We start from the raw sequence: 25,608 nt of genomic DNA, 5'->3' as shown, positions 1-25,608 counted from the left end.
TAGCCCACCATTGGCTGGCGCGCGCCGCATTTGCGCGAGCCAGCCAATGAACCTCATCCGCCGCCTGAAAGAGAACGCCACCCTCAAGGCCCTTGGCCCGGGCCTGGTCACCGGCGCAGCCGACGACGACCCATCTGGCATCGCCACCTATTCGCAGGCCGGCGCCCAATTCGGCTACAACACACTGTGGACCCTGGTGCTGACCTATCCGGTCATGGTCGGCATCCAGCTCGTGTCGGCGCGCATCGGCCGGGTCACCGGTCGCGGGCTGGCGGCCAACATCCGTCGCGCGTACTCACCGTGGCTGCTGTACACGATCGTCATCCTGCTGCTGGTGGCGAACGTGATCAACATCGCCGCCGACATCGCCGCGATGGGCGAAGCGGCGCGGCTGGTAACGGGCTTCGGCTCGGCGCACCTGTATTCGTTCGGCTTCGGCGTGTTGTGCCTGTCGCTGCAAGTGATCCTGCCGTATTCCACGTACGTCCGCTACCTGAAGTGGCTGACCCTCGGCCTGCTGGCGTATGTGGGCACGGCGTTCGCGGTCAAGTTGCCGTGGCTAGAGATTGCGCAGCGCACCGTATGGCCCCACTTCACGTTCACCAAGGAGTCGGTGGCGCTGATAGTGGCGATCTTCGGCACCACCATTTCGCCCTACCTGTTCTTCTGGCAGGCGTCGCAGGAAGTCGAAGAGATCCGCGCCCACGGCAACGCCAGGTCGCTACGCAAGCAGCCAAAGGACGCGCCGGTCGAACTGGGGCGCATCAAGACAGACACCTTCATCGGCATGGGTTTTTCGAACCTGGTGGCCTACTTCATCATCCTCACTACCGCTGCCACGCTCGGCGCGCACGGTATCACGTCGATCCAGACCTCTGCGCAGGCGGCCGAGGCGCTGCGCCCGGTGGCCGGCGAATTCGCTTTCCTGCTGTTCGGGCTGGGCATCATCGGCACGGGCCTGTTGGCCGTGCCGGTGCTGGCCGGGTCGGCCGCCTACGCGGTGACCGAAAGCTTCAAGTGGAAAAACGGGCTGGACCTGAAGGCGCTCGAAGCGCAGGAGTTTTACGGCATCATTGCGCTAGCGACGATTGGCGGCATGCTGCTCAATTTTGCGCCGATCGATCCGATCAAGGCACTGGTAATGTCGGCCCAGATCAACGGCGTGATCGCGGTGCCGATCATGGCAGTGATGATGCTGCTGGCGCACAACCGTAAAATCATGGGGCAGTTCACGCTGTCGCGCCGTCATACGGTAATCGGCTGGTTTGGCGTGGCGGTGATGCTGGCGGCGGTGGTGGCGATGTTCGCTACGATGTAGCCGACCCCACCGTTATTTGAGCCAGCCGCGGCGGCGGAAGTACCAGAACGGGGCGATCGCGCTGGTGAGCATCAGCGCCAGCGCGAACGGGTAGCCAAGCGCCCAGTCCAGCTCCGGGAACCAGCGTTTGAAGTTCATGCCGTAGATGCTGGCGATCAGCGTCGGCGGCAGGAACGCCACCGAGGCGACCGAGAAGATCTTGATGATCTTGTTCTGGTTGATGTTGATGAAACCGACGGTCGCATCCATCAGGAAGTTGATTTTGTCGAACAGGAACGAGGTGTGGCCGTCGAGCGACTCGATGTCGCGCAGGATCTGGCGCGCCTCTTCGAACTGTTCGGCATTGAGCAGGCGCCCGCGCATCAGGAAGCTGACGGCGCGGCGCGTGTCCATCATGTTGCGGCGAATCCGCCCGTTCAAGTCTTCCTCGTGGGCGATCGAGTTCAGCGCCGCGGCCGCGTCCTGGTCGGTGAATTCTTCCTGCAGCACGCGTCCGGACACTTCTTCGAGGTTCTGGTAGATGCCTTCGAGCGCATCGGCCGAATACTCGGCGTCGGTGGCGTACAGGTCGAGCAGCACGTCCATGTAGTCTTCGATCGAGCCGGGCCGCGAACGGGCGCGCATGCGCACCAGGCGAAACACCGGCAGGTCGTCGGTGTGGACCGAGAACAGCATCTTGCGCGCCAGGATGAAGGCGACGGTGACGACGCGCGACGGGCCGTCGTCCTCTTCGAGCAGAAAGTCGGTGCGCAGGTGCAGGTCGCCGTTCTCCGCTTCGTAATAGCGGGCCGACGCCTCGATGTCCTTGACCTCGTCTTCGCCCGGCAGGATCACGCCATAGATGGTCTTGACCCAGGCGCGCTCGTCCTCGTTGGGATCGGTCAGGTCGACCCAGACCGGCTCGACATTCTCGAGATCCTCGCGCGAGTCGATGGGAACCTGGTTGAGCCGGCCATTCTGTAAGACAAATACATTGATCATGCGAGTTCTCGGCCAGATTCAAAACAGCGCAAGTGTACCCGCAAGCATATGTCTACGTCACCCGGAAACAACAATTTCCCCTTAGCGCAACTGTTTTTCGATGATTTTGTCGGTCGCCGGGTCCGACGTCGGCGCCACGGCTTCCTTGACCGGCACTTTCGGCGCCTCGAAGCCGCGCGTGTCGGTGATGCGGATCGTCTTGCTGGTCTTGTTGGTGTCGAGGCAATCGGTGTTGGAGACGACGGTCTTGCCGTCGATGACGCACTTGCGCATGGCGCCGGAAGGCGTGCCGGCAACCGACTGGCGGGCAGCGTCGATGGCGCCGGCGGCCTGGCGCGCCGGGGCGGCGCCGGTCACCGCGGCGACGCCCTCGGCGAACAGGTTGCGTTCATGGCGCATCGACCAGATCGCCGCCATCGCCACCGCCGCCACGACGGCCGACGCAATGGCTACCCACACCAGATTCAGTTCACCGCGTTGGCGCTTGTACATCGTTGTTTTTCCTTTTATGGCAGCTCGGCCGAATTCATCCGCAGCATGATCAGGGTGGTGCGGCGCGACAGGTAATTGGTGTCGCGGTGGCGGTCGTAATAGCGCGGATTGGGCAGCATCACGGCCAGCCGCGCCGCCTGCGCCGCCGACAGGCTGGCTGCCGGCACGCCGTAGTAGTGGCGCGCGGCCGCCTCGGCGCCGAACACGCCGCGGCCAAACTCCACCACGTTGAGGTAGATCTCGAGAATGCGCTCCTTGCGCATGACCGTTTCGAGCATGAACGCGATGACCATCTCCTGAGCCTTGCGCAGGTAGCTGCGCGAACCGGACAGGAACAGGTTCTTGGCCAACTGCTGGGTGATGGTAGATCCGCCGCCGACCACCTTCTGCTTCTGGTTATTCCTGGCGTAGGCTTTTTCCAGCGCCAGCCAGTCGACGCCGTCGTGGACGATGAAGTTGGCGTCTTCGGACGCGATCACCGCGCGCTTGAGGTTGGCGGAGATGGCGCCGTACGGCACCCATTTGTGCTCCAGCGCGGCTTTCGGATTCTTTTCGCGCAGAGCATCGAGTTGCGCCGACATGAAGCTCGTCATCGACGGATTGAAGCGGGTCCACCAGCAGATCTGCGCGAAAAAATACAGCTGCACCAGCAGCACCAGCAGGACCGGGCCGAGCACGATCCACTTGAGCCATCCGCGGCCTTTGCGGGCGCGCGTCATGCCGCGCGCAGCGCGGCGAGCAAGGCTGAAGTGTCGGGGCGTACCCCGCGCCAGACGAAAAACGCTTCGGCGGCCTGTTCGACCAGCATGCCGAGGCCGTCGCGCGCGGTGGCGCCGAGGTCGCCGGCGAAGCGCATGAACGGGGTCGGCTCGGCCGCGTACATCATGTCGAGCGCCAGCGTGCCGGCGCCGAACGAGGCCGGCGGCAGCGGCGGCAAGGCGCCGGCCAGGCTGGCCGACGTGGCGTTGACGACGATGTCGAAGCGGCCATCGACGGCAGTGAAAGCGGCTGCCGACACCGGCACGCCGTGGCCGCCGAAGGTGGCGGCGAGATGCTCGGCAGTGGCGACGGTGCGGTTGGCGATGACGAGCTGCGCCGGGCGCTGTTCGAGCAGCGGCAGGATCGCGCCGCGGGCGGCGCCGCCGGCGCCGAGCAGCAGCACGCGCGCGCCCCCGATGGCGAAGCCGGCATTGCACAAGATGTCGTTGACCATGCCGGCGCCGTCGGTGTTGTCGCCGGCGATGCCGGCATCGGTGAAGCTGAGCGTGTTGACGGCGCCGGCGGCGCGCGCCCGCGCGCTGAGCGTATCGGCAAGGTCGGCCGCTTCGAGCTTGAACGGCAGCGTCACGTTGGCGCCGCGATAGCCGGCGTCAAGCAGCGCGCGCACGGTGGCGGCGAAAGCGTCGAGCGGGGCCAGGCAGGTTTGGTAGCAAAGCTGCTGGCCGGTCTGGCGGGCAAACTCGGCGTGGATGGCCGGCGACCTGCTGTGCGCCACCGGGTTGCCGATCAGACAATAGCGGTCGCTCACTGCGCCGCTCCGACATTGGTCGATCGCAGCACTTCTTCGCGGGTGAAGTTGAAGCGCGTGATGACGATCCATACGTCATCCTTGTCGGACGAGAGCATGTTTGGCGGGAACTTGCCAAACGGCGCCGAGCGCCGCACGATGGCGAGCGCTGCCTTGTCGAGTGCCGGATTGCCGGAGCTCTTCTTGACCATGACGCCGCCATCCTTCACGTAGATGGTGCCGTCTTGAAAAACTGGAATCTCCAAAATCAGTTCGCCGTACAGCTTGCGGCCGTTCACCTGCGGGAAGTTCAGCGTGCCGATTTCCTCGACGCGCTTTTGCATCGCCTTGTAATACATGGCGTAGCCGACTTCCTGGGTGCTCGGCGAGATGAAGGTCTTTTTCGGGCGCTTGTTCTGTTCGTCGATGATGGTGCTGATTTCGGCGGTGGCGCGGGCGATCGCCTTGCTCGACTCGAGCAGGTCGTTGCCGCTGCGGGCCGGATCCGGCTTGTCCTTTTCGGTGACCGGCGGCGCCCGGTAATTGGTGTTGCGCGCGCGCGTGAGCAGGTTCTGCTGCACCGCCTCGTATTCGGCGATTTTCTTCTGCATCGCCTTCAGGCTGTCGCCGTCCTCGCTCTTGCGCATGTCGGGCAGGGGCGACTTCGAGCGGCCGGCATCGGCCTGGCCGCCGCCGTCGAGGTTGGCCTGGGCGATGGCGTCGGCCTTGATCGGCCGCTTGGCGTGCTTGGCGTTGACCAGGATCACCTCGAGGCCGGGGTCGGCCGGTTGCAGCTTGAAGGCATCGGGCGCGACGAACCGCACAGCGAGCAGTGACGCGTGCGCCAGCACCGAGAAGGCGATGGCGATGACCATGGAACGGTTTTCTAGTAAAGACTTCACGCGGTACCGGGCTTCGAATCTATTGAACTACAGAATGTTGAATTCTAACCCGTCCCCCCGGGGTCAGTGCCGACATTCGGACATTTTGTCGCCCAGCAAGTACAGACGCTGGGGTCAGCCTGCCTCGGGCTCGGGCGTGACGACCGCGACGATGCCTTCGGCTTCGACCGCTTCGGCGGCGGCGGCCTGGCCGCTGTCTTCTGCTTCGCCGTAGTCGAGCTCGGCATCGGCGGGAATCTCGGCAGCGACCGGGATTTCCAGCAGCCGCGCTTCGATCGTCAGGTCGACGTCGTCCCAGCGCAGGATGTCGAGCTTGACCTGGGCGCCGCGCGCCACCTGCGGCATGCCCGGCAGGCGCACGATCAGCGGAATGTCGACCAGGCGCAGCACCTCGTCCTTGAGCACGACGGCCGCGACCTGGCGCGCTTCCTGCTGGCCGAGCCAGCGCAGGCACCAGTAGCGTTCCATGTTCTGCTGATGCTCGTTGTAGGCCGCGTACGCCGCGTCGAAGGCGGAGACGATGGCAAACAGGTTGGCGTCGCGCGGCTTGAACGGGGCCACCAGCGGCGCCGTCACGCCGTGCTCGGCGCAGGCGAGGATCTGCCACTGGTTGACCAGGTCGGTATAGCGGCGCAACGGCGACGTGCTCCACGCGTACTGGTCGACGCCGAGGCCCTGGTGCGGTGCGGCATGCGTGACCATGCGCACCTGCAGCTTGGCGGCCCAGCCGGCACCGCCGCCGGTGCCTTGCGAGCGGTAGATGCCGGGCACGCCGCTGTCGTGCATCAGCTTGCCCCAGGTGCTGTTGGCAAAGATCATCAGCTCGGCGACGATCTTGTCGAGCGGCGCGCCGCGCTTGCGGCGCACCACCGAGACGACGTCGTCATCGACGTAGAAATTGAAGTCGACGCGGTTGTTCTGCTCGGGCTTCAGGCCAAACGCCTCGCGCTTGACCATGCGCCCCGCTTCGAGCTGCAGCGCCCACTTCCACAGCAACGCCATCTCGGCCTTGTGGGGATAGTTGCCCTCGCCGCTGGCGAGCGTTTCCTCGTTGACCAGCTCGTCGAGGTCGTTGTGGCGCAGATTGCTCTTGATCGGCACCATCTCGGCGCGCGTGACGGTCGACACGACGGACCAGTCGGCCGGGTCGAGCGTGGCGTACAGCGACAGCGCCGGGCAGGTCTTGCCCTCGGCCAACGTGAATGCCGCGACCACTTCGTCGGGCAGCATGGTGATCTTGTCGCCCGGCATATACACGGTCGACATGCGCGCGCGCGCCATCTTGTCGACCGGATCGTCCGGGCGCACGGCCAGCGCCGGCGCGGCGATGTGGATGCCGACGCGCAGCATGCCGTCGTCTTGCAGCGTGACCGAAAAGGCATCGTCGATTTCGGTGGTGGTGACGTCGTCGATCGAGAACGCGGCGACGTCGGCGGCCGGCAAGCCGCTCGGCGTGGCCGGCACCGGCACGCTGGCGAAGCCGGCGCCGCGCGGGAAGTTTTCAAACAGGAAGCGGCCCATGTGCAGCTGTTTCGGCGACTTGATGCCGCCGGTGGTCAGCATCAGCCGCTGCGGCGTCGTGTGCAGCTCGTCGCAGGCCGCCTCCAGCGCCTTGTATTCAATCGAGTTCTTGTCGGGCTTGAACAGCAGTTGCTGCACCAGTGGCTGCAGCGCCTCCGGCAGGCGCCCGGCCTTCATCTGTTCGACGTAGCCGGCCTGGATCAGTCCCTGCTGCTGCTTCTTTTCGATGCCTGCCTGGGCCGCGCGCAGCGATTGCTCGGGCGCTGCCTTGTAGCGCCCGCGCCCCTTTTTGTAGAAATAGATCGGCGCGCCATGCAGCGCCAGCACCAGGCCGGCCGCTTCCGGCGCCAGCGGCGCGTGGCCGAAATATTCGGCGCCCAGCTCGGCAAAGCCGAACTCTTCCTGGCCGGCCACTTCCCACAGGAATTCGAAGTCGACATCGGCGGCGATCGCCTTGGCCGCGTCGAGCAATTCGGCCGGGCCCGGCTTTTCGTACTGCAGCAGCACGTCCTTGACCTTGACCTTGGTGCGTTTGCCGCTCGGCATTTCAACCTGGTAGGCCTCGCCAGCTTGCGACAACACGGTGCCGACCTTGAAATCGCCGGATTCTTCAAAAAATAGATTCATAAGTCAGTTCAGGTTCGTTGTTGATGGCGCTGCAATCAGGTCAATTACCGCAGGCAAGAATACTTCGGTGACCAGCAGCGTGCCTTGATGGCGCCGGTACAGGCAGCGACGCGCATAGTAAACAGTGTCGGACGCGGCGTCGCCCAGGGCGGCGCGGGCGCGGCGCACCAGCGGATGGCCGCCGCGCAAACGCGCAAATTCGAGCTCGCCGCGGCGCACCAGCGGATCGCGAAACAAGGTCGTGCCAAGCGAGCGCTCGCCGAGCCGGCCGAACAGCGGCCAGTCGGTGGCGGTTGCCGACATCGGCACCACCGTGTGGGCAAACACCACCGGCTTGCCGTCGCAGCGCAGCAGCACTTCGCGCTCCCACACGCGGCCCGGGCGCGCCATGCCGATCGCGCGCGCCTCGTCGGCCAGGCACAGCGCCACGCGCTGGTGCAGGCGCTGCACGCGGAACGCGCCGCTGTGCGCGGTCAGGCGCGCCGTCAGCGAGCCGCCGCTGCCGAGCCAGGCGCGCATCGCGGGCACGGGCGCGACGGCGTTGACGTGACGGTGCCACAGCGCCTGGCGCAACGACACCCCCCTCACCGCGCCGCTTCCGGCGTACAGAAGGCGAGCACGTCGTCGACGTATTCGGCAAATTCGGGAATCGCATGGTCGCTGCCTTGGATCACGTGCTGGCGCGCGCCGGCGTAGTGCGCCAGCATGTCGCGGTAGTCGAGCACTTCGTCGCCGGTGGCCGCGATCAGGAAATAGCGCTCCGGCCGGGTGATGCGGTCGACTTTCAGCGCGCGCAGTTCGTCGATGTATTCGCGCTTGAACTCGAACGGCTGGTCCGAATGCCAGGCGGTGGTCACGCCGACGTGCTGGTCGAGGTCCTTCAGAGGCACGATCGCCGGGTTCAGCAGCACCGCGCGGCAGCCGAGCCGCTCGGCCAGCCAGGTGGCGTAATAGCCGCCCAGCGACGAGCCGACGACGGCCAGCTGGCCGGCCGGCACGCCGTCGACCAGCGACAAGGCCAGCGACATCGCCTCTTTCGGCGAAGCCGGCAGCTGCGGGCACACCAGTTCGCCGGCGCGGCCAAGTTCTTCCATCTTGCGCGCCACCACGCGCGCCTTGAACGAGGCCGGCGACGAGCGGAACCCGTGCAAGTACAAAATCATTTCGCCAGCGCCTCGAGCAGCCGCTGGTGGACGCCGCCGAAGCCGCCGTTGCTCATCACCAGGATATGGTCGCCCGGTTGGGCCGCCTGGACGATGGCGTTGACGAGGAAATCGAGCTGGTCGAAGCTGTGGGCAATCGTGCCGAGCGGCTTGAGCGCATCGGCCAGGCTCCAGCCGAGCGCCTGCTGGCTGCCGAAGCCGAACACCAGGTCGGCGTCCTTCAGGCTGCCGGGCAGCGCATCTTTCATCGCGCCCAGTTTCATCGTGTTCGAGCGCGGCTCGAGCACGGCGAGGATGCGCCCTTCGCTGCCGAGCTTCTGGCGCAGGCCGCCGACGGTGGTGGCGATCGCCGTCGGATGGTGGGCGAAATCGTCGTAGACGGTGATGTCGTTGACGACGCCGCGCACTTCCATGCGCCGCTTGACGCTTTCGAAACGCGCCAGCGACTCGGCCGCCTGCGCCACCGGCACGCCGACGTGGCGCGCCGCTGCAATCGCGGCCAGCGCGTTGGAGCGATTGTGGCGCCCGGTCAGGCCCCACTGCACGGTGCCGACTTGCTCGCCATTGAAGACGACGTCGAAGTTGCCGTTCTGGTGCTCGAGCATGTTCCAGTTGACCTGGTCGCTGGCGCCGAAGCTTTCGTGCTCGCTCCAGCAGCCACGCTTCATCACGCGCTTGAGCGACGCTTCGTCGCCGTTGACGACCAGCCGGCCCACGCCAGGGACGGTGCGCACCAGGTGGTGGAACTGGGTTTCGATGGCGCCGATGTCGGGAAAGATGTCGGCGTGATCATATTCGAGGTTGTTCATGACCGCTGTCTTGGCGTGGTAATGGACGAACTTGCTGCGCTTGTCGAAGAACGCGGTGTCGTACTCGTCCGCTTCGATGACGAAAAAGTCCGACATCGCGTTGGCGGCGGTGGCGCCCGACAGGCGCGCCGACACGCCGAAATTGAGCGGCACGCCGCCGATCAAAAAGCCCGGCGAATAGCCGGCGTCGTCGAGGATCCACGCCAGCATCGCCGAGGTGGTCGTCTTGCCGTGCGTGCCGGCCACGGCCAGCACCCACTTGTTGCGCAAAATGTGCTCGCCGATCCACTGCGGGCCGGACATGTATGGCAGGCTGCGGTTGAGGATTTCCTCGACCAGCGGATTGCCGCGCGAGACGACGTTGCCGATCACGTACAGGTCTGGGTTCAGGGCGACCTGCTCCGGGCCGAAGCCCTGGATCAGTTCGATGCCCTGCGCTTCGAGCTGGGTGCTCATCGGCGGATAGACGTTGGCGTCGCAGCCGGTGACGCGATGGCCGGCTTCCTTGGCCAGGACCGCAAGGCCGCCCATGAAGGTGCCGCAAATGCCGAGGATGTGAATGTGCATGGTGGGGGCGGCGCCAGCGAAGCTGGTCGCTCGGAAAAGTCGAATACGCGATTTTACCTGACCCGCCGGCATTTTCCGTTCCAGAGTATCATCTCCCTCATGATGGCCATCCCGAACAACGACCAGAATCTTGCCCTGCTGCGCGCCGAAATTGCCGCGCGGGCAGCGCGCCTGATTGCAGAGGACGGCGCCGACTACGCCACTGCCAAGCGCAAGGCGGCGCGGCTGGTCGCCGGCGACGACCCCGCACGCCCGAACCTGCTGCCCGATAACGCCGAGATCGAAGAAGAAGTGCGCAAGTACCAGGCACTGTTCCTCGGCGACAGCCAGCCGGCCCGGCTGCGCCGGCTGCGCACCCTCGCGTTGGAGGTGATGGCGCGGCTCGAACAATTCCGGCCCTATTTAACCGGCGCGGCGCTGAACGGCACGGCCGGCGCGCACGACGACGTGCACTTGCAGCTGTTCGCCGACAGCGCCAAGGACGTCATCATTTTCCTGCTCGATCGCGACGTTAATATAGAGATCGCCGAAACGCCGCATTTCAAGGGCGGGCGCCACGACCCGGTGGAAACGGTGCGCTTCCACTGGCGCAAGCAGCAGGTGCATGCCGAGTTGTACGAAATGAATGACTTGCGCGGCGCACTCAAGCCGCGCGCCGATGGCCGGCCGCAGCGCGCCGACATCAACGCGGTACGCGCCATGCTGGCCGACTCTTCCAACCACGACCCAACCGAGAACTGAACCGCATGAACAAGAATAATGTCATTTTGATTGGCGCCGTCGCGCTTGCATTCGGCGTCATCGGCGCCATGGTCGGCATCAACCGCCAGCCACCGGCGCCGGTGACCAAGGTGGCCGAGCCGACCGCGGACGGCTCGCCGCACGGCGCCGTCGGCGCCCTGTATGCACAGACCATGAACGACGCCGCCGGTGCGCCGCAGTCCTTGTCGAAATGGAAAGGCAAGGCGATGATCGTCAACTTCTGGGCGCCATGGTGCGCGCCGTGCGTCAAAGAGATGCCGGAGCTGGCCGAACTGGCCACCGAGCTGAGCAAGAAGAATGTCGCGGTGATCGGCATCGGCATCGATTCGCCCGCCAACATCGCCACGTTTTCCGCCAAAGTGCCGGTGACGTATCCGTTGTACGTGGCCGGCATGAGCGGCACCGACCTGTCGCGCCAGTTCGGTAACACGGCCGGCGGCCTGCCGTATACAGTGCTGATCGGCGCCGATGGCCAGGTGCGAAAAACCTACCTCGGCCAGCTCAAGTTCGACGAGTTGCGCGCCGACCTGGCCAAGCTGTAGAGTAGCGAACGGTCGTTCCTTTTATGTGAGGGAAATTTATTCCCTTGCCAATCCACGATGTTGGCGGCAAAATGCCAGACTTTCGCGTCATTCTCTACCGTCAACCATGGTAAAAAAGCTCCTGTTGCTCAATGGCCCGAACCTCAATTTGCTGGGGACCCGCGAGCCTGCGGTGTATGGCGCGGCGACGCTCGCTGACGTTGAACGTGCCGCCACCGCCCAGGCGGCGGCGGCCGGGGCGACACTGGCTTGCTTCCAGAGCAACCATGAGGGCGCGCTGATCGACCGCATCCACGCCGCCAAGGCTGAAGGCGTCGACCTGATCGTCATCAATCCGGCGGCGCTGACGCACACCAGCGTCGGTCTGCGCGACGCGTTCTCTGCCGTTGAGATACCGTTCGTGGAAGTACACATCTCCAATATCTTTAAGCGTGAAGAGTTCCGCCACCATTCCTACCTGTCCGCGATCGCCATTGGCACCATATGCGGACTGGGCACTGACGGGTATCGTTTTGCCATCGACTTCGCGCTCAAAAAGCGCTAATCTTCGTCAACTTCATGCATCTGCGCGGTTCGCCATTATCCGGGCGCGCCACTTACCTTTAAAAACCACAATAATTCCAAGGGGTTTCACATGGATCTACGAAAGCTGAAGACTTTAATCGACCTGGTCGCTGAATCGGACATCGCCGAACTCGAAGTGACCGAAGGCGAAAGCAAGGTCCGTATCGTCAAATCTTCCGCAATGCCCCAAGGCCAGATGATGATGATGCAGCCGCAAGGCATGCAGCAGCACTACGCCGCACCGAACCACGCCAGCGCCCCGGCCGTCGAGCCGGTCGCCGTCGCCGCCGAGCCGACCGGCCACGTCGTCAAGTCGCCGATGGTCGGCACGTTCTACCGTTCGTCCGCGCCAGGTTCGCCGGCGTTCGTCGAAGTTGGCTCTTCCATCAAGGAAGGCGACACCCTGTGCATCATCGAAGCGATGAAACTGCTCAACGAAATCGATTCGGAAGTGTCCGGCATCGTGACCAAGATCCTGGTTGAAAACGGCCAGCCGGTCGAATTCGGTCAACCATTGTTCGTGATCGGCTAAGCACCCTCGCACCAGCGCTGCGCGCAAGCGGCCGGCGCGCGCGGCGATCCTGACTCTTATATGCTGTTCCCGGCTCGCGCCGGACTTCACAGAAACACCGAACCTACCATGTTTGAAAAAATTCTCATCGCCAACCGAGGTGAAATCGCGCTGCGGATCCAGCGCGCGTGCCGCGAAATGGGCATCAAGACGGTCGTCGTGCACTCCGAAGCGGACAAGGACGCCAAGTACGTCAAGCTGGCCGACGAGTCGGTTTGCATCGGCCCGGCGGCGTCCTCGCTCAGCTACCTGAACATGCCGGCCATTATCAGCGCCGCCGAAGTGACCGATGCCGAAGCGATTCACCCCGGCTACGGCTTCCTGTCGGAGAACGCCGACTTCGCCGAACGGGTCGAAAAATCGGGCTTTGTCTTCATTGGCCCGCGCTCCGATTCGATCCGCCTGATGGGCGACAAGGTGTCGGCCAAGCAGGCCATGATCCGCGCCGGCGTGCCGTGCGTGCCCGGCTCGGAAGGCGCGTTGACGGACGATCCGAAAGAGATCATCCAGACCGGGCGCAAAGTTGGCTACCCGGTCATCATCAAGGCGGCCGGCGGCGGCGGCGGGCGCGGCATGCGCGTGGTGCATACCGAAGCGGCGCTGCTCAACGCGGTGGCGATGACCAAGACGGAAGCCGGCAGCGCGTTCGGCAATCCGGAAGTGTACATGGAGAAGTACCTGGAAAATCCGCGCCACGTGGAAATCCAGATCCTCGCCGACGAACATAAAAACGCCGTCTGGCTGGGCGAGCGCGACTGCTCGATGCAGCGCCGCCACCAGAAGGTGATCGAAGAAGCGCCGGCGCCGGGCATTCCGCGTAAGCTGATCGAGAAGATCGGCGACCGCTGCGCCGAAGCGTGCCGCAAGATCGGCTACCGCGGCGCCGGCACGTTCGAGTTCCTGTATGAAAACGGCGAGTTCTATTTCATCGAGATGAACACGCGCGTGCAGGTCGAGCATCCGGTCACGGAAATGATCACCGGCATCGACATCGTGCAGGAGCAAATCCGCATTGCCTGCGGCGAGAAGCTGCGTTTCCGCCAGCGCGACATCATGCTGTCGGGCCACGCGGTCGAGTGCCGCATCAATGCCGAAGACCCGTTCAAGTTCACCCCGTCGCCAGGGCGCATTACCGGCTGGCACGTGCCGGGCGGCCCGGGCATCCGCGTCGATTCCCACGCGTACGCCGGCTACTACGTGCCGCCGCATTACGATTCGATGATCGGCAAGGTCATCGCTTACGGCGCCACGCGCGACCAGGCGATTCGCCGCATGCAGATTGCGCTGTCGGAAATGGTCGTTGAGGGTATCCTCACCAATATTCCGCTGCACCGCGAGCTGATGGTCGATGCGCGCTTTATCGAAGGCGGCACCAACATCCATTACCTCGAGCAGAAGCTGGCCAACAAGCCGGACCTGCCGAAGGAAAAGGCGCTGGGCAGCAAGTCGGAAGCCAAGGCAGCGCAATGAGCTGGACCGAAGTAGTCATCGAAATCGCGCGCGATAACGCCGAGGCCCTGTCGGATGCCTTGATGGAAGCGGGCGCGCTGTCGGTGTCGGTGGAAGACGCCGACGAAGGCACCGACCAGGAAAAGCCGCTGTTCGGCGAGCCTGGCATGGAGCCGACCGAAGCGGCGTGGGAACACAGCCGCGTCGTCGCGCTGACCGATGTCGACGCCGACCAGGCCGCCATCGTGGCCGAAGCTGCCGCCAGCATCGGCATGGCCAAGGCGCCGGCGTTCACCACGCGCGCCGTGGCCGACGAAGACTGGGTGCGGCTGACGCAGTCGCAGTTCGCCCCGATTCACATCGGCAAGAACATCTGGGTCGTGCCGAGCTGGCATGAAGCACCCGATCCGGCCGGCCTGATCCTCGAGCTCGACCCGGGCCTGGCGTTCGGCACCGGCAGCCATCCGACCACGCGGCTGTGCATGGAGTGGCTCGAAGCGCATCCGGCGCCGGGCCAGTCAGTGCTCGACTACGGTTGCGGCTCCGGCATCCTGGCGATGGTGGCCAAGAAGCTCGGCGCCGGCGACGTGGCCGGTGTCGACATCGATCCGCAGGCGATCGAGTCGGCGCGCGACAATGCCGCGCGCAACGACTGCGAGATCGATTACTACCTGCCGGACAGTTTTGCCGTGGCCGCCAAGCCGCAGCACGCGACCGGCAAGTTCGACATCGTGGTGGCCAACATCCTGTCGAGCCCGCTGAAACTGATGGCGCCGATGCTGTCGGGCCGCGTTGCTGCCGGCGGAGCGCTGATCCTGTCGGGCGTGCTGGCGCGCCAGGCCGAGGAAGTGGCGGGGGCATATGCGCCGTTCATCAAGCTCGGCGTCTGGGCGGAGCAGGATGGCTGGGTCGCGCTGCATGGCGTTCTCGGCAGCGACAGCATTCCCACGGCACGCTCGGACAGCGCGCAATAAAGGCATGGCGCTCGCCACTATCTGCCCCCACTGCAACACCATGTTCCGGGTCGCCTCGGATCAGTTGAAGTTACGTGGGGGCTTAGTACGTTGCGGCGCCTGCAACGAAGTATTCGACGGCAACGCCGCGCTGGTCGACGCCGCCACGCGCCAGGCCGACCAGCCGGCGCCGCTTGAAGAATCGGCCCCTCCGACTCCCGCTCCCCCTCCTGCTGAACCATCCGCGAGCGATGCCTTCGACGCCGAAATGGCCGAGATCGAGGCGAAGGAAACCGAACCGGTTGAAGAGCCCGTCTTTACGCTCGACTTCGACACCACGTTCGATCCGTTCGGCATTCTGCCGAAACAGGCGCTTGAATCTGAGCCTGAATCTGAGCCTGAATCTGAGCCTGAATCTGCGCCTGAATCTGAGCCTGAATCTGCGCCTGAACCGGAACCCGAGCCTGAGCCCGGGTCCGATCCTGCGGTCGACGAGGAAATCGTCGCCGTGCCAGCGCCGGACGACGACGAGCCGATCGAGCCGCTCGTTCACGACGACAATCCCGATTCGATCGCGCCGTTCCTGATGCGCGCCTCGGCCGAACCGACGGCACCGGCGCCGCTGGAGCCGGCCGCCGCATCCACCACCGCCCGCCGCGCCGCCAAGCGCAGCAAGGTGGCCCGACCGGCGCCGCTGGCCGTGCCCGCAGAAGTGGTCGACGCGCACGATGACGAGCCGGCCAGCGACGAGCCTGAATTCGTCCGGCGCAGCCGCCTGCAGGAGGAAAGCCGGCGCAACCGCCGCATCGTCATGGCAATCGCCTCTGCCTTGCTGCTGCTGGCGCTTGCCGCGCAGGCGGTGACGACGTTTCGCAATGTGCTGGCGGCGCGTTTCCCGCAAACCAGGCCGGTGCTGTCGGCGACCTGCGCCGTATTCGGCTGCAAGGTCGAGCTGCCGGCGCAGATCGACACCCTGAGCGTCGAGACCGGCGAGCTGCAGTCGCTCGGCGTCAACGCCTTCAGCTACACCACCTTGCTGCGCAATCCCGGCAGCCTGGCGCAGGCCTGGCCGCACATCGAACTGGCGCTGACCGACGCCAACGACAAGCCGCTGGTACGCCGCGTGTTCACGCCGGCGCAATATTTGCCGCCGACAGTTGCCGCCGCAAAGGGTTTCGGCCCGGGCACCGAGCAAGCTGTCAAACTGTTTTTCGAGCTGAACCAGATCAAGGCATCCGGCTACCACATCGCCATCTTCTATCCATAAGGCAAAAAATGAACAAGACCACCCTGATCTGCGGTTCCCTCGCATTCGACAAGATCATGCAATACCACGGCCGCTTCTCCGAGGCGCTGCTGGCCGACCAGCTGCACAAGGTCAACGTCTCGTTCCTGGTGCCGACCTTGCGCACCGAGTACGGCGGCTGCGCGGCGAACATTGCCTACAACCTCAACATGCTGGGCGGCGACCCGCTGATCATGGCAACCATCGGCCAGGATGGCGGCGAATACCTCGAGCGCTTCGAGCAGCTCGGCATCGCCACGCGCGCCATCCGCAAGATCGGCCATGCCTACACCGCCCAGTGCTTCGTCACGGCCGACCTCGACAATAACCAGATCAACGCCTTCCACCCGGGCGCAATGCAGTTCTCGCACGAGAACAACGTGGCTGACTGCGGCGAGCTGCGGGTGGCAATCATCGCTCCGGATGGCCGTGACGGCATGCTCAAGCACGCCACCGACTGCGCCACGCAGAACCTGCCGTTCATGTTCGATCCAGGCCAGCAGCTGCCGATGTTCAGCGGCGCCGAGCTGATCGACTTCATCAACCAGGCCAGCTACGTTGCCGCCAACGACTACGAGTTCGAGATGCTGATGGACCGCACCGGCCTGACGCTGGCCGACATCGCCTCGCGCCTGGAAGCGCTGATCGTCACGCGCGGCGAGAACGGCTCCGAGATCTACACCGACGGCAAGCGCTTCGATATCCCGTGCGTGAAAGCGGCGGCCGTGGTCGACCCGACCGGCTGCGGCGACGCCTACCGCGCCGGCCTGCTGTTCGGCATCGCCAACGATTTCGACTGGGAAACGACCGGCCGCCTGGCCAGCCTGATGGGCGCGCTGAAGATTGCCCACCAGGGCGGCCAGAACCACGTCTTCACCGCTGCCGAAGTGGCCGACCGCTTCGAAAAAGAATTCGGCTACCGGTTCTGATCGGGCCGGGACGGTGGATCCGTCGCCCTCGCGAAAGCGGGGGCCCCATTCGCGCGCATACCGGCGACTAGCCCAACGCCCCCACCAGCAAGCGCTCGACTTCCGCCACCGTCAACCCGGCGCAATTCACCTCGATCAGTTTGCGTTTATTGGCCAGCCCGTGCGTAATCGTCACCGCACTCCTGGGCACCGACAGCGCCGCCGCCAGGTATTTGACCAGGGCCTCGTTGGCCTTGCCTTCGATTGGCTGCGCCTGCAGCTTGAGCTTGAGGGCGCCGTCGAGCACGCCGATCATTTCCGTCTTCTTCGCGTTCGGCGTGATCTGCACCGCCAGCCTGATGCCGGCCGGCAGTGCCGAACACCAGCCACGACTCATCGGAAGCCGAACGCCATGCCCAGCAACAGTTGCGCGATCTGCAGCAGGATCAGCGCCACCAGCAGCGAGAGGTCGAGCCCGCCGAGCAGCGGCACCACCTTGCGCAGCGGACGCAGCAGCGGGTCGTTGAGGGCCCGCACAAGCGGCGCCAGCGGCGCGTGCGGGTTGACCCAGCTGAAGATCGCTTCGACGACCAGCAAGGCCATGAAGCCGTAAATGATCCAGTTGAGGAAGCGGTACAGCGCCATCAGGAACACGGTCTGTCCCGGCATGCCGGACAGGAACAGCACAGAGGTGGCGAGGAACACCACCAGAAACGCGCCGATCAGGCTGGCCCAGTCGTAACCGCCGACGCCAGGCACGAGGCGGCGCAGCGGGCGCACCAGCCAATCGGATAAGGTAAAGGTAAATTGCGCCACCGACGCGGGTGGCCGGACACGAATCGCCTGCATCCAGAAACGAAGCAACAAGACGCCGCCGAGCACGGTGGCGATGGCGTCCACGATCAACTGCAGAATACTGAGCACGACGACTCCTTAAAAAAAAACCGCTGTGTGAAACGTGTCACACAGCGGTATTTTGCCTGATCCAGGCGCAGCTGGCTATTACGGACGGCTGCTGGTCGGGAAAGGCCATGCTGCTGCTGGAGCCAACACGGTTTTCGCTGCCGGCGCCGGCGCTGGAGCTGCTGCTGCTGGTGCCGCCGCTGGCGCTGCTGCCGGTGCTGCTGGCTTCGGCGTTGCTGCCGCCTTCGGTGCTGCCGGCTTTTTAGGCGCAGCCGCTCTTTTCACCGCTGGCTTGGCGGCAGCTGGTGCTGCTGCTGGCGCTGCCATTGGCTTGGCTGCTGGTGCAGCCTTAACGGACTTTTTTGCTGCTGGCTTAGCCGCCACCTTTTTTGCTGCTGGCTTTGCTGCTGCTTTCGCTGCTGGCTTTGCTGCTGCTTTAGTTACTGCTTTAGTTACTGCTTTAGTTACTGCTTTAGTTACTGCTTTTTTTGCGACTGGCTTTGCTGCTGCTTTCTTGACGGCTGCCTTTGGGGCGGCTTTCTTCGCTGCTGCTTTTGGTGCTGCTTTCTTTACTGCTGCCTTTGGAGCGGCTTTCCTGGCGGCTGCTTTTGGAGCGGCTTTCTTGGCGGCGGCTTTTGGAGCGGCTTTCTTGGCGGCGGCTTTCGGAGCGGCTTTCTTCGCTGCTGGCTTGGCTGCGGCTTTTTTCGCTACTGGCTTCGCTGCTGCTTTTGGAGCTGCTTTCTTGGCGGCTGCTTTTGGAGCGGCTTTCTTGGCGGCGGCTTTCGGAGCGGCTTTCTTCGCTGCTGCTTTAGGAGCTGCCTTCTTCGCTGCTGGCTTCGCCGCGGCTTTTTTCGCTACCGGCTTGGCTGCTGCTTTTGGAGCGGCTTTCTTTGCTGCTGGCTTGGCGGCTGCTTTCTTAGCGGCCGGCTTTGCTGCTGGCTTGGCTGCGGCTTTCTTGGCTGCTGGCTTTGCGGCTGGCTTGGCTGCTGCGGTCGCTTTTTTCGCTACCGGTTTCGCTGCTGGCTTGGCGGCGGCTTTCGCTACCGGTTTCTTTGCTGCTGGTTTCTTTGCGGCTGTTGCCATTTGAGTTCTCCTTCATCTGCGATGGGAAAAATACGCTAAGGTTAAAACCCGTCCGACCCGTATAGTGGTCAGGCGAATTATTCATCGGCACAAACGTCCTGCGTGTTTATGCTAATGAATTCGGCACCAGCTGAACTGCTGCATCTCCTCACGATTGCAGCACTTCAGCCATAGTCGTCGGATCTTCACGACGACAAAATCGGTGTTACCAGTGCGCTGTTCACATCCCAGAAGCGCCCAACCGCGAAACGAAAAAGCCGCCATGCCTGAACATACAATCAGGCAGGGCGGCTTAGTTTTTGCGATGAGGTCAAGTGCATATCCGTTGAATCAGCGTCCCATTTAGATCGGTTTGTTTGCCGGCGTGCGCGCGAAAAATCGGCGCATTCACGTTTCGACAAATTCAATCACGTAAAGTACACGAAAACCTTGTCAGTGCGCAACTGCCACACTAGTTTTTCGCATCCTTTTTTTCGATGGGAACGCCCGAGATGCACTTCGCGCGTTTTCAAAACATCGCCAAGGCGGACCTATTCCCAGTTCAGTGCACCACCCGTTTGGTACTCGGTCACGCGCGTCTCGAAGAAGTTTCGCTCCTTCTTCATGTCGATCATTTCGCTCATCCACGGGAACGGATTTTCTTCTTGCGGGAACAGCGGATCGAGGCCGATCTGGACCGAGCGGCGGTTGGCGATAAAGCGCAGGTAACCCTTGAACATCGAGGCGTTCAAACCGAGCACGCCGCGCGGCATCGTGTCTTCCGCGTACGCGTATTCGAGGTCGACCGCCTTGAGGAACAGCACCTTGATCTCTTCGCGGAAAGCAGGTGTCCACAGCAGTGGATTTTCCATTTTGATCGTGTTGATCAAATCGATCCCGAAATTGCAATGCATTGATTCGTCACGCAAAATGTACTGATACTGTTCTGCCGCACCCATCATTTTGTTCTGCCGGCCGAGCGCCAGGATCTGGGTAAAGCCGACGTAAAAGAACAGTCCTTCCATCAGGCAGGCGAACACGATCAGCGATTTAAGCAGCGTCTGGTCGTTCGCCACGGTGCCGGTGGTGAACGCCGGATCGGTCAAGGTATTGATGAACGGGATCAGGAATTCGTCCTTGTCGCGGATCGATTTGACCTCGTTATAGGCGTTGAAAATCTCCGCTTCATCGAGTCCGAGCGACTCCACGATGTACTGATAAGCGTGCGTGTGGATCGCCTCTTCGAACGCCTGGCGCAGCAAATATTGGCGGCATTCCGGCGCCGTAATGTGGCGATAGGTACCGAGCACGATGTTGTTGGCGGCGAGCGAATCGGCGGTGACGAAGAAGCCCAAATTTCTTTTCACGAGACGACGCTCGTCATCGGTCAAACCGTTGGGATTTTTCCACAACTCGATGTCGCGCTGCATGTTGACCTCTTGCGGCATCCAGTGATTCGCGCAACCGGCCAGGTATTTATCCCATGCCCACTTGTACTTGAATGGCACCAGCTGGTTGACGTCGGTCTTGCCGTTGATGATGCGCTTGTCGTCCGCGTTCACACGCTTGGCGACCAGCTCGGCATCGGCAGGCGCTTCGCTTGGCGCTTGCGGCAGGCGCGCCGCTGGTGCGCTGGAGGTGTCTTCGTCCCATGACAACATAATGAATTCCTTCTTGATGGTGTGTCGTTCACGCGTTAGAGCGCGTGTGATGTGAGTGGTGCTGCCACTAGCGCAACCGGGGTCTGACCCTCAGGGGTCAGACGGGGGCGCCGAGACCCCAGACCCGACGCTTACTGGCAGGCTTCGCATTCCTCGAAACCGTCGTCGCCCGGACGCAGGTAGCACGCCGCACCGTCGGCTTGCGCCGCGGCCGTGGCCGCCGCTGCCGATGCTGCCGCGGCCGCTTCGGCTGCCGCCACCGCACCCTGGGCGCTGGCCGACATGCCGCCGTCGACCGCCACCGCGTTCAGCGCGCCGGTCTTCGACGTCGACTTCTCCATGTGCGTCGCCGCCATGGTGCGCAGGTAGTAGGTGGTCTTGAGGCCGCGCAACCATGCCAGCTTGTACGTCTCGTCGAGCTTCTTGCCCGATGCGCCTGCCATGTAGATGTTCAGCGACTGCGCCTGGTCGATCCACTTCTGGCGGCGCGATGCAGCTTCCACCAGCCAGCTTGGCGACACTTCGAAGGCGGTGGCGTAGATGTCGCGCAGGTCTTGCGGGATGCGGTCGATCTTGACCAGCGAACCGTCGAAATACTTCAGGTCGGCAATCATGACTTCGTCCCACAGGTCGCGTGCCTTCAGGTCGCGCACCAGGTACGCGTTGATTTCTGTAAATTCGCCCGACAGGTTCGACTTCACGTACAGGTTCTGGAACGTCGGCTCGATGCAGGCCGACACGCCGATGATGTTCGAAATCGTCGCGGTCGGAGCGATCGCCACGCAGTTCGAGTTGCGCATGCCGAACTGCTTGATGCGATCGCGCACCGGGGTCCAGTCCATCGCCGACGAGCTATCGACTTCCAGGTAGCCGCCGCGCTCTTCGGCCAGCAAGGCCACCGAATCCTGCGGCAGGATGCCGCGGTCCCACAGCGAACCTTCGTACGACTCGTAGCGGCCGCGTTCTTCGGCCAGCTCGGTCGAGGCCAGGTAAGCGTAGTAACACACCGCTTCCATCGACGTATCGGCAAAGGCCACCGCTTCGTTCGAGGCGAACGGGATGCGCATCATGTGCAGGCAATCCTGAAAACCCATGATACCCATGCCGACCGGGCGATGGCGCATGTTTGAGTTGCGCGCTTTCTCGACGGCGTAGTAGTTGATGTCGATCACGTTGTCGAGCATGCGCATCGCGGTGCGCACGGTCTTTTGCAGCTTGACCTTGTCGAGCTTGCCTTCTTTCATGTGCGCCGGCATGTTCACCGAACCGAGGTTGCAGACGGCAATTTCCGACTCGTTCGTGTTGAGCGTGATCTCGGTGCACAGGTTCGAGCTGTGGACGACGCCGACGTGCGACTGCGGCGAACGGATGTTGCACGGATCCTTGAAGGTGATCCATGGGTGGCCCGTTTCAAACAGCATCGACAGCATCTTGCGCCACAGGTCGAGCGCGGCGATCTTCTTGAATACGCGGATTTCGCCGGCGGCCGCTTTCGCTTCGTAGCCGGTGTAGGCCAGTTCGAACGCCTTGCCGACCTTGTCGTGCAGGTCCGGCGCTTCGGACGGCGAGAACAGCGTCCAGTCGCCCTTTTCCATCACGCGCTTCATGAACATGTCCGGAATCCAGTTGGCGGTGTTCATGTCGTGGGTGCGGCGGCGGTCGTCGCCGGTGTTCTTGCGCAGGTCGAGGAATTCCTCGATGTCCATGTGCCAAGTTTCCAGGTAGGCGCAGACTGCGCCCTTGCGCTTGCCGCCCTGGTTGACCGCGACGGCGGTGTCGTTGACCACTTTCAGGAACGGCACCACGCCTTGCGACTTGCCGTTGGTGCCCTTGATGTGGGCGCCGAGCGCGCGCACCGGGGTCCAGTCATTGCCCAGGCCGCCGGCGTACTTGGCCAGCAGCGCGTTTTCCTTGATCGCGTCGTAGATGCCCTCGAGGTCGTCCGAGACGGTGGTCAGGTAGCAAGACGACAACTGCGAGCGCAAGGTGCCTGAGTTGAACAAGGTCGGCGTCGAGCTCATGAAGTCGAACGACGACAGCAGGTGGTAGAACTCGATGGCGCGCGCTTCGCGGTTTTCCTCGCGCAGCGACAGGCCCATCGCCACGCGCATGTAGAACGCCTGCGGCATTTCGATGCGGACATCGCGCACGTGCAGGAAATAGCGGTCGTACAGGGTCTGCAGGCCGATGTAGCCGAACTGCAAGTCGCGGTCGGCGACCAGCGCGCGGGCCAGCTTGGCCAGGTCATAGGTGGCCAGGACCGGATCGAGCAGCTCGTTGGCGATGCCCTTGGCGATGTACTGCGGGAAGTACTCTATATAATGTGCCGCCGCTTTTGCCTGCGGCACTTCCTGGCCGAACACTTCCTTGCGGATCGTGTGCAGCAGGATGCGGGCCGTCACTTGCGAGTAGGCCGGGTCCTTTTCCATCAGCGCGCGCGCTGCCAGGATGGCCGACTTGTGCAGCTCTTCGACCGGCACGCCGTCGTACAGGTTGCGCACGGTCTCGGCGAGGATGGCGTCGGCGTCGACGTGCTTTTCCAGGCCCACGCAGGCGGCGTTGATCAGGTCGCGGACCTGGTTCATGTCCAGTGCGCGGCGCTCGCCGTTCTCAAGCACGTGGATCTGCGGTGCGGCGACCTGGGCAGAGGCGCCTTGCGCTTCCTTGGCCAGGCGGCGCTCTTCCATGTGCTTGGCGCGGTACAGCACGTAAGCGCGCGCGACGTCATGCTCGCCCGAACGCATCAGCGACAGTTCGACCTGGTCCTGCACGTCTTCGATGTGGAAGGTGCCGCCGCCCGGATGGCGGCGCACCAGTGCGGCGACGACGCTGGCGGTCAGCTGCTCGACCAGGTCGCGCACGCGCGCCGATGCAGCGCCCTGGCCGCCGGTGACGGCGAGGAACGCCTTGGTCACGGCGATGGCGATCTTCGATGGCTCGAACGCGACGACGGCGCCGTTGCGGCGGATGATGCGGTAGTCGCCATGCGACGCGATCTCTGCCGCTGCAGCGGCTGCGGGAGCCGTCGAACCTGGGGTGACGTGCAGCGAATTGGTGGAAATGTCTTGTGATGTTTGCATTGAAGCTCCCAGGGACGGCATGCAGTCGTGCTGCAGCCATTGTTATCAAGTAAACCGGCGGCGAGGCTGATCGATCAACAAATAAAAAAGCAAAAAATACCCTGCCAACCGTTGAAGCCTGATGGCAAACGACGTTAAACATGGGTTGAATACGCTGGTCGGAAACCGGTCCGAAGTGCTGGACGGGGTACAAAACTGTGCCAGGGAAGATCCCCGTGTACCACTACATCTAGTCAGAAGCGCTTAAGTGAGACTAATTGTAGTGCCTGGCCGCACCTCACGCAATACATTTCGGACACCATTGGATACTAAATATTTGATCTTTTTTTCGGTGTGGAGGCTTGACATTTTTCGGTGCGGAAAGGACGCCGACCAGCCGGTGAGCGGGCACTAACACTGCATCATTTGGAGGCAGGTTTGCGCCGCCATGGTGCGCTAGGCGCCGATGATTTCTGCGGCGGGAAGCGGGTCGGAGTCGTTCTGCCCCGCCCGAAAAGCCGTCATATCATATTGCGCTGGCGAAAAAGCAACACGCGTCGCGCCTTATTGCTCCGGTTGCTGGATATCGAGCTTTTGCATCTGGTAGCGCAACTGGCGAAAGCTGATGCCGAGCAGCTGCGCGGCCTGGGTGCGGTTGAACTGGGTTTGGGCCAGCGCGCGCACGATGATGTCGCGCTCGACCTGGATCAGGTAGTCGGGCAGGCTGTCGGGCAGGCCGTCGGGGCCAAGGGTCGGCGCGGCGGCCACCGGCGCCGGCGCGGCCAGCGCTGCCGCCGCGAACTCCGGCGACGGCGCCGGCACAGCGGTCGCCTCCCCTACCCGCGCGCTCTTGAGCGACAGGTCGGCCACTTCGACGACGCCGTCGTTGGCGAACGCCAGCGCGCGTTCGAGCACGTTCTCCAGCTCGCGCACATTGCCGGGGAATGAATAGGCGCACAGCGTTTCGAGCACCTGGGCGCCGAGCACCGCCTTCTGGCCGCCGCCGGCCAGCCGCGCCAGGATCGCCTCGGTCAGCACGCCGAGGTCGGCGAGCCGCTCGCGCAGCGGCGGCAGCGCCAGCTCGATCACGTTGAGCCGATAGAACAGGTCCTGCCTGAATTTTCCGGTTTCGACGCAATGGGCCAGGTCCTGATGGGTGGCGCTGATGATGCGCACGTCGACCGGCTGCTCGGCGGTGGCGCCGATCTTGCGCACGCGCCGTTCCTGGATCGCGCGCAGCAGCTTGACCTGCATCGCCAGCGGCAGGTCGGCCACTTCGTCGAGCATCAGGGTGCCGCCGTTGGCGGCCTGGAAGAAGCCATCGCGCTCGTCGGCCGCGCCGGTGAAGGCGCCCTTGCGGTAGCCGAAGAACTCCGCCTCCATCAGCGCTTCCGGAATGGCGCCGCAGTTGACGGCGATGAAGGGACGCGCCGCGCGCGAACTTTGGGCGTGGATCTCGCGCGCGGCCAGTTCCTTGCCGCTGCCCGATTCGCCCGTGATGGCGATCGGCGCCATCGAGCGCGCCAGGCGCGCGATCTGCGCGCGCAGTGCCTGCATCGCGGCGGAGTCGCCGATCAGCCGGCTGGGCGTCGCCGCGCTGGCGGCCGGCGGCGCCGATCCCGGGCTAGTCAGGCGCAGCGCCGAGCGCACCATCACGCGCAAATCGTCGAGCACCACCGGCTTGGACACGTAGTCGAAGGCGCCGGCCTTGAGCGCCACCACCGCGTTGTCGGCGCTGCCGTACGCGGTGACGACGGCGATCGGCGTGCCTTTGCCGCTGGCCGCCACTTCGCGCACCAGCTCGAGGCCAAGGCCGTCCGGCAGGCGCATGTCGGTCAGCACCAGCGCGTACTCGCTGGCGGCAAACAGCGCGCGCGCCTGGCCGAGCGTTTCGGCGCAGTCGACGTCCAGGCCCATCTTGACGAGCGTGATGTCGAGCAGTTCGCGCAGGTCCGCTTCGTCGTCGACGACCAGGATGCGGGGTGAAGTCATGGGGTGGCCT

At 63.9% G+C, this 25,608-nt stretch carries 25 protein-coding genes; 11 read left to right on the top strand and 14 right to left on the bottom strand.

Features of this window, described 5'->3' with window-relative positions:
* Window positions 1-46 precede the first annotated feature (46 nt).
* Complete coding sequence (locus tag ACP7DD_RS08915) at window positions 47-1,318, top strand: NRAMP family divalent metal transporter (RefSeq protein WP_426174387.1); 1,272 nt, start codon at window positions 47-49, stop codon at window positions 1,316-1,318.
* A gap of 12 nt (window positions 1,319-1,330) precedes the next feature.
* On the opposite strand, the gene corA is transcribed toward ACP7DD_RS08915, so the two are convergent.
* The 9 genes from corA to mpl form a co-directional block, all read right to left on the bottom strand.
* The gene (corA, locus tag ACP7DD_RS08910; RefSeq protein ID WP_426174386.1) at window positions 1,331-2,299 is read right to left on the bottom strand and encodes a magnesium/cobalt transporter CorA; all 969 of its coding nucleotides are present in this window, start codon (window positions 2,297-2,299) and stop codon (window positions 1,331-1,333) included.
* Between the two features lie 81 nt (window positions 2,300-2,380).
* Entirely contained in the window at window positions 2,381-2,791 is a 411-nt protein-coding gene (locus tag ACP7DD_RS08905; RefSeq protein WP_426174385.1) for a DUF4124 domain-containing protein, read from the bottom strand.
* 14 nt (window positions 2,792-2,805) lie between these two features.
* Window positions 2,806-3,510, bottom strand: a complete 705-nt coding sequence (gene mtgA / locus ACP7DD_RS08900; RefSeq protein ID WP_426174384.1) for a monofunctional biosynthetic peptidoglycan transglycosylase — start codon at window positions 3,508-3,510, stop codon at window positions 2,806-2,808.
* Window positions 3,507-4,319, bottom strand: a complete 813-nt coding sequence (gene aroE / locus ACP7DD_RS08895; RefSeq protein WP_426174383.1) for a shikimate dehydrogenase — start codon at window positions 4,317-4,319, stop codon at window positions 3,507-3,509. Before aroE ends, mtgA begins: the two co-directional genes overlap by 4 nt.
* Window positions 4,316-5,173, bottom strand: coding sequence for an energy transducer TonB family protein (locus ACP7DD_RS08890; protein WP_426174382.1), 858 nt, complete (start codon window positions 5,171-5,173; stop codon window positions 4,316-4,318). Before ACP7DD_RS08890 ends, aroE begins: the two co-directional genes overlap by 4 nt.
* 141 nt (window positions 5,174-5,314) lie before the next feature.
* A complete protein-coding gene (locus tag ACP7DD_RS08885) occupies window positions 5,315-7,348 on the bottom strand; it encodes a ribonuclease catalytic domain-containing protein (RefSeq protein WP_426174381.1) in 2,034 nt (677 codons plus the stop codon).
* A gap of 3 nt (window positions 7,349-7,351) precedes the next feature.
* A complete protein-coding gene (locus ACP7DD_RS08880) occupies window positions 7,352-7,936 on the bottom strand; it encodes a chorismate--pyruvate lyase family protein (RefSeq protein WP_426174380.1) in 585 nt (194 codons plus the stop codon).
* A complete protein-coding gene (locus tag ACP7DD_RS08875; protein ID WP_426174379.1) occupies window positions 7,933-8,511 on the bottom strand; it encodes a YqiA/YcfP family alpha/beta fold hydrolase in 579 nt (192 codons plus the stop codon). Before ACP7DD_RS08875 ends, ACP7DD_RS08880 begins: the two co-directional genes overlap by 4 nt.
* A complete protein-coding gene (mpl, locus tag ACP7DD_RS08870; protein ID WP_426174378.1) occupies window positions 8,508-9,887 on the bottom strand; it encodes a UDP-N-acetylmuramate:L-alanyl-gamma-D-glutamyl-meso-diaminopimelate ligase in 1,380 nt (459 codons plus the stop codon). The genes ACP7DD_RS08875 and mpl overlap by 4 nt, the downstream gene beginning before the upstream one ends.
* A 99-nt stretch (window positions 9,888-9,986) precedes the next feature.
* On the opposite strand from mpl, the gene ACP7DD_RS08865 reads away from it, so the two are divergent.
* The 8 genes from ACP7DD_RS08865 (at window position 9,987) to ACP7DD_RS08830 (ending at window position 16,942) form a co-directional block, all read left to right on the top strand.
* On the top strand, window positions 9,987-10,628 hold the full coding sequence (locus ACP7DD_RS08865) for a hypothetical protein (RefSeq protein ID WP_426174377.1): 642 nt from the start codon (window positions 9,987-9,989) through the stop codon (window positions 10,626-10,628).
* A 5-nt stretch (window positions 10,629-10,633) separates the two neighbouring features.
* A complete protein-coding gene (locus ACP7DD_RS08860; protein ID WP_426174376.1) occupies window positions 10,634-11,191 on the top strand; it encodes a TlpA family protein disulfide reductase in 558 nt (185 codons plus the stop codon).
* 106 nt (window positions 11,192-11,297) lie between these two features.
* Window positions 11,298-11,735: a type II 3-dehydroquinate dehydratase gene (gene aroQ, locus ACP7DD_RS08855; protein WP_426174374.1), complete on the top strand. Its 438-nt coding sequence runs from the start codon at window positions 11,298-11,300 to the stop codon at window positions 11,733-11,735.
* Window positions 11,736-11,825: 90 nt separating this feature from the next.
* A complete protein-coding gene (gene accB / locus ACP7DD_RS08850) occupies window positions 11,826-12,287 on the top strand; it encodes an acetyl-CoA carboxylase biotin carboxyl carrier protein (RefSeq protein ID WP_426174373.1) in 462 nt (153 codons plus the stop codon).
* 108 nt (window positions 12,288-12,395) lie between these two features.
* Window positions 12,396-13,796, top strand: a complete 1,401-nt coding sequence (gene accC / locus ACP7DD_RS08845; RefSeq protein ID WP_426174371.1) for an acetyl-CoA carboxylase biotin carboxylase subunit — start codon at window positions 12,396-12,398, stop codon at window positions 13,794-13,796.
* Window positions 13,793-14,749 (top strand): 50S ribosomal protein L11 methyltransferase, encoded by a 957-nt coding sequence (gene prmA, locus ACP7DD_RS08840; protein WP_426174370.1) that lies wholly within the window; start codon window positions 13,793-13,795, stop codon window positions 14,747-14,749. The genes accC and prmA overlap by 4 nt, the downstream gene beginning before the upstream one ends.
* The gene (locus ACP7DD_RS08835) at window positions 14,694-15,995 is read left to right on the top strand and encodes a DUF3426 domain-containing protein (protein WP_426174369.1); all 1,302 of its coding nucleotides are present in this window, start codon (window positions 14,694-14,696) and stop codon (window positions 15,993-15,995) included. The genes prmA and ACP7DD_RS08835 overlap by 56 nt, the downstream gene beginning before the upstream one ends.
* A gap of 8 nt (window positions 15,996-16,003) precedes the next feature.
* Window positions 16,004-16,942 (top strand): carbohydrate kinase family protein, encoded by a 939-nt coding sequence (locus ACP7DD_RS08830; protein ID WP_426174368.1) that lies wholly within the window; start codon window positions 16,004-16,006, stop codon window positions 16,940-16,942.
* A 67-nt stretch (window positions 16,943-17,009) separates the two neighbouring features.
* Here ACP7DD_RS08830 and ACP7DD_RS08825 read toward each other — a convergent pair whose 3' ends face one another.
* Together ACP7DD_RS08825 and ACP7DD_RS08820 are read right to left on the bottom strand one after the other, a co-directional pair.
* Window positions 17,010-17,318 (bottom strand): DUF167 domain-containing protein, encoded by a 309-nt coding sequence (locus ACP7DD_RS08825; RefSeq protein ID WP_426174366.1) that lies wholly within the window; start codon window positions 17,316-17,318, stop codon window positions 17,010-17,012.
* Window positions 17,315-17,845, bottom strand: coding sequence for a YggT family protein (locus tag ACP7DD_RS08820; RefSeq protein WP_426174365.1), 531 nt, complete (start codon window positions 17,843-17,845; stop codon window positions 17,315-17,317). The genes ACP7DD_RS08825 and ACP7DD_RS08820 overlap by 4 nt, the downstream gene beginning before the upstream one ends.
* A gap of 107 nt (window positions 17,846-17,952) precedes the next feature.
* On the opposite strand from ACP7DD_RS08820, the gene ACP7DD_RS08815 reads away from it, so the two are divergent.
* Window positions 17,953-18,090 carry a hypothetical protein gene (locus ACP7DD_RS08815; protein ID WP_426174364.1) on the top strand — a complete coding sequence of 46 codons (138 nt, stop codon included), beginning with the start codon at window positions 17,953-17,955 and terminating at the stop codon, window positions 18,088-18,090.
* A gap of 26 nt (window positions 18,091-18,116) precedes the next feature.
* Window positions 18,117-18,911, top strand: coding sequence for a hypothetical protein (locus ACP7DD_RS08810; protein ID WP_426174363.1), 795 nt, complete (start codon window positions 18,117-18,119; stop codon window positions 18,909-18,911).
* Between the two features lie 526 nt (window positions 18,912-19,437).
* On the opposite strand, the gene ACP7DD_RS08805 is transcribed toward ACP7DD_RS08810, so the two are convergent.
* From ACP7DD_RS08805 to ACP7DD_RS08795, 3 genes are all read right to left on the bottom strand, one after another.
* Complete coding sequence (locus tag ACP7DD_RS08805; RefSeq protein ID WP_426174362.1) at window positions 19,438-20,547, bottom strand: ribonucleotide-diphosphate reductase subunit beta; 1,110 nt, start codon at window positions 20,545-20,547, stop codon at window positions 19,438-19,440.
* A gap of 131 nt (window positions 20,548-20,678) precedes the next feature.
* The gene (locus ACP7DD_RS08800; protein WP_426174361.1) at window positions 20,679-23,627 is read right to left on the bottom strand and encodes a ribonucleoside-diphosphate reductase subunit alpha; all 2,949 of its coding nucleotides are present in this window, start codon (window positions 23,625-23,627) and stop codon (window positions 20,679-20,681) included.
* 543 nt (window positions 23,628-24,170) lie between these two features.
* Complete coding sequence (locus ACP7DD_RS08795) at window positions 24,171-25,598, bottom strand: sigma-54-dependent transcriptional regulator (RefSeq protein WP_426174360.1); 1,428 nt, start codon at window positions 25,596-25,598, stop codon at window positions 24,171-24,173.
* Window positions 25,599-25,608: the final 10 nt, after the last annotated feature.

Source organism: Massilia sp. TWR1-2-2, assembly GCF_049897565.1.
Lineage (GTDB): Bacteria > Pseudomonadota > Gammaproteobacteria > Burkholderiales > Burkholderiaceae_D > JAFCUW01.
The sequence above is the reverse complement of the archived record's forward strand: the minus strand, read 5'-3'. Positions and strand labels throughout refer to the sequence as shown.

Excerpts from the sequence above, each read along its gene's own strand:
- ACP7DD_RS08915 (WP_426174387.1), top strand. The coding sequence starts at position 47 with ATGAACCTCATCCGCCGCCTGAAAGAGAACGCCACCCTCAAGGCCCTT.
- corA (WP_426174386.1), bottom strand. The coding sequence starts at position 2,299 with ATGATCAATGTATTTGTCTTACAGAATGGCCGGCTCAACCAGGTTCCC.
- ACP7DD_RS08905 (WP_426174385.1), bottom strand. The coding sequence starts at position 2,791 with ATGTACAAGCGCCAACGCGGTGAACTGAATCTGGTGTGGGTAGCCATT.
- mtgA (WP_426174384.1), bottom strand. The coding sequence starts at position 3,510 with ATGACGCGCGCCCGCAAAGGCCGCGGATGGCTCAAGTGGATCGTGCTC.
- ACP7DD_RS08890 (WP_426174382.1), bottom strand. The coding sequence starts at position 5,173 with ATGGTCATCGCCATCGCCTTCTCGGTGCTGGCGCACGCGTCACTGCTC.
- ACP7DD_RS08885 (WP_426174381.1), bottom strand. The coding sequence starts at position 7,348 with ATGAATCTATTTTTTGAAGAATCCGGCGATTTCAAGGTCGGCACCGTG.
- ACP7DD_RS08875 (WP_426174379.1), bottom strand. The coding sequence starts at position 8,511 with ATGATTTTGTACTTGCACGGGTTCCGCTCGTCGCCGGCCTCGTTCAAG.
- mpl (WP_426174378.1), bottom strand. The coding sequence starts at position 9,887 with ATGCACATTCACATCCTCGGCATTTGCGGCACCTTCATGGGCGGCCTT.
- ACP7DD_RS08865 (WP_426174377.1), top strand. The coding sequence starts at position 9,987 with ATGATGGCCATCCCGAACAACGACCAGAATCTTGCCCTGCTGCGCGCC.
- ACP7DD_RS08860 (WP_426174376.1), top strand. The coding sequence starts at position 10,634 with ATGAACAAGAATAATGTCATTTTGATTGGCGCCGTCGCGCTTGCATTC.
- aroQ (WP_426174374.1), top strand. The coding sequence starts at position 11,298 with ATGGTAAAAAAGCTCCTGTTGCTCAATGGCCCGAACCTCAATTTGCTG.
- accB (WP_426174373.1), top strand. The coding sequence starts at position 11,826 with ATGGATCTACGAAAGCTGAAGACTTTAATCGACCTGGTCGCTGAATCG.
- accC (WP_426174371.1), top strand. The coding sequence starts at position 12,396 with ATGTTTGAAAAAATTCTCATCGCCAACCGAGGTGAAATCGCGCTGCGG.
- prmA (WP_426174370.1), top strand. The coding sequence starts at position 13,793 with ATGAGCTGGACCGAAGTAGTCATCGAAATCGCGCGCGATAACGCCGAG.
- ACP7DD_RS08835 (WP_426174369.1), top strand. The coding sequence starts at position 14,694 with ATGGCGTTCTCGGCAGCGACAGCATTCCCACGGCACGCTCGGACAGCG.
- ACP7DD_RS08830 (WP_426174368.1), top strand. The coding sequence starts at position 16,004 with ATGAACAAGACCACCCTGATCTGCGGTTCCCTCGCATTCGACAAGATC.
- ACP7DD_RS08825 (WP_426174366.1), bottom strand. The coding sequence starts at position 17,318 with ATGAGTCGTGGCTGGTGTTCGGCACTGCCGGCCGGCATCAGGCTGGCG.
- ACP7DD_RS08815 (WP_426174364.1), top strand. The coding sequence starts at position 17,953 with ATGCTGCTGCTGGAGCCAACACGGTTTTCGCTGCCGGCGCCGGCGCTG.
- ACP7DD_RS08805 (WP_426174362.1), bottom strand. The coding sequence starts at position 20,547 with ATGTTGTCATGGGACGAAGACACCTCCAGCGCACCAGCGGCGCGCCTG.
- ACP7DD_RS08800 (WP_426174361.1), bottom strand. The coding sequence starts at position 23,627 with ATGCAAACATCACAAGACATTTCCACCAATTCGCTGCACGTCACCCCA.
- ACP7DD_RS08795 (WP_426174360.1), bottom strand. The coding sequence starts at position 25,598 with ATGACTTCACCCCGCATCCTGGTCGTCGACGACGAAGCGGACCTGCGC.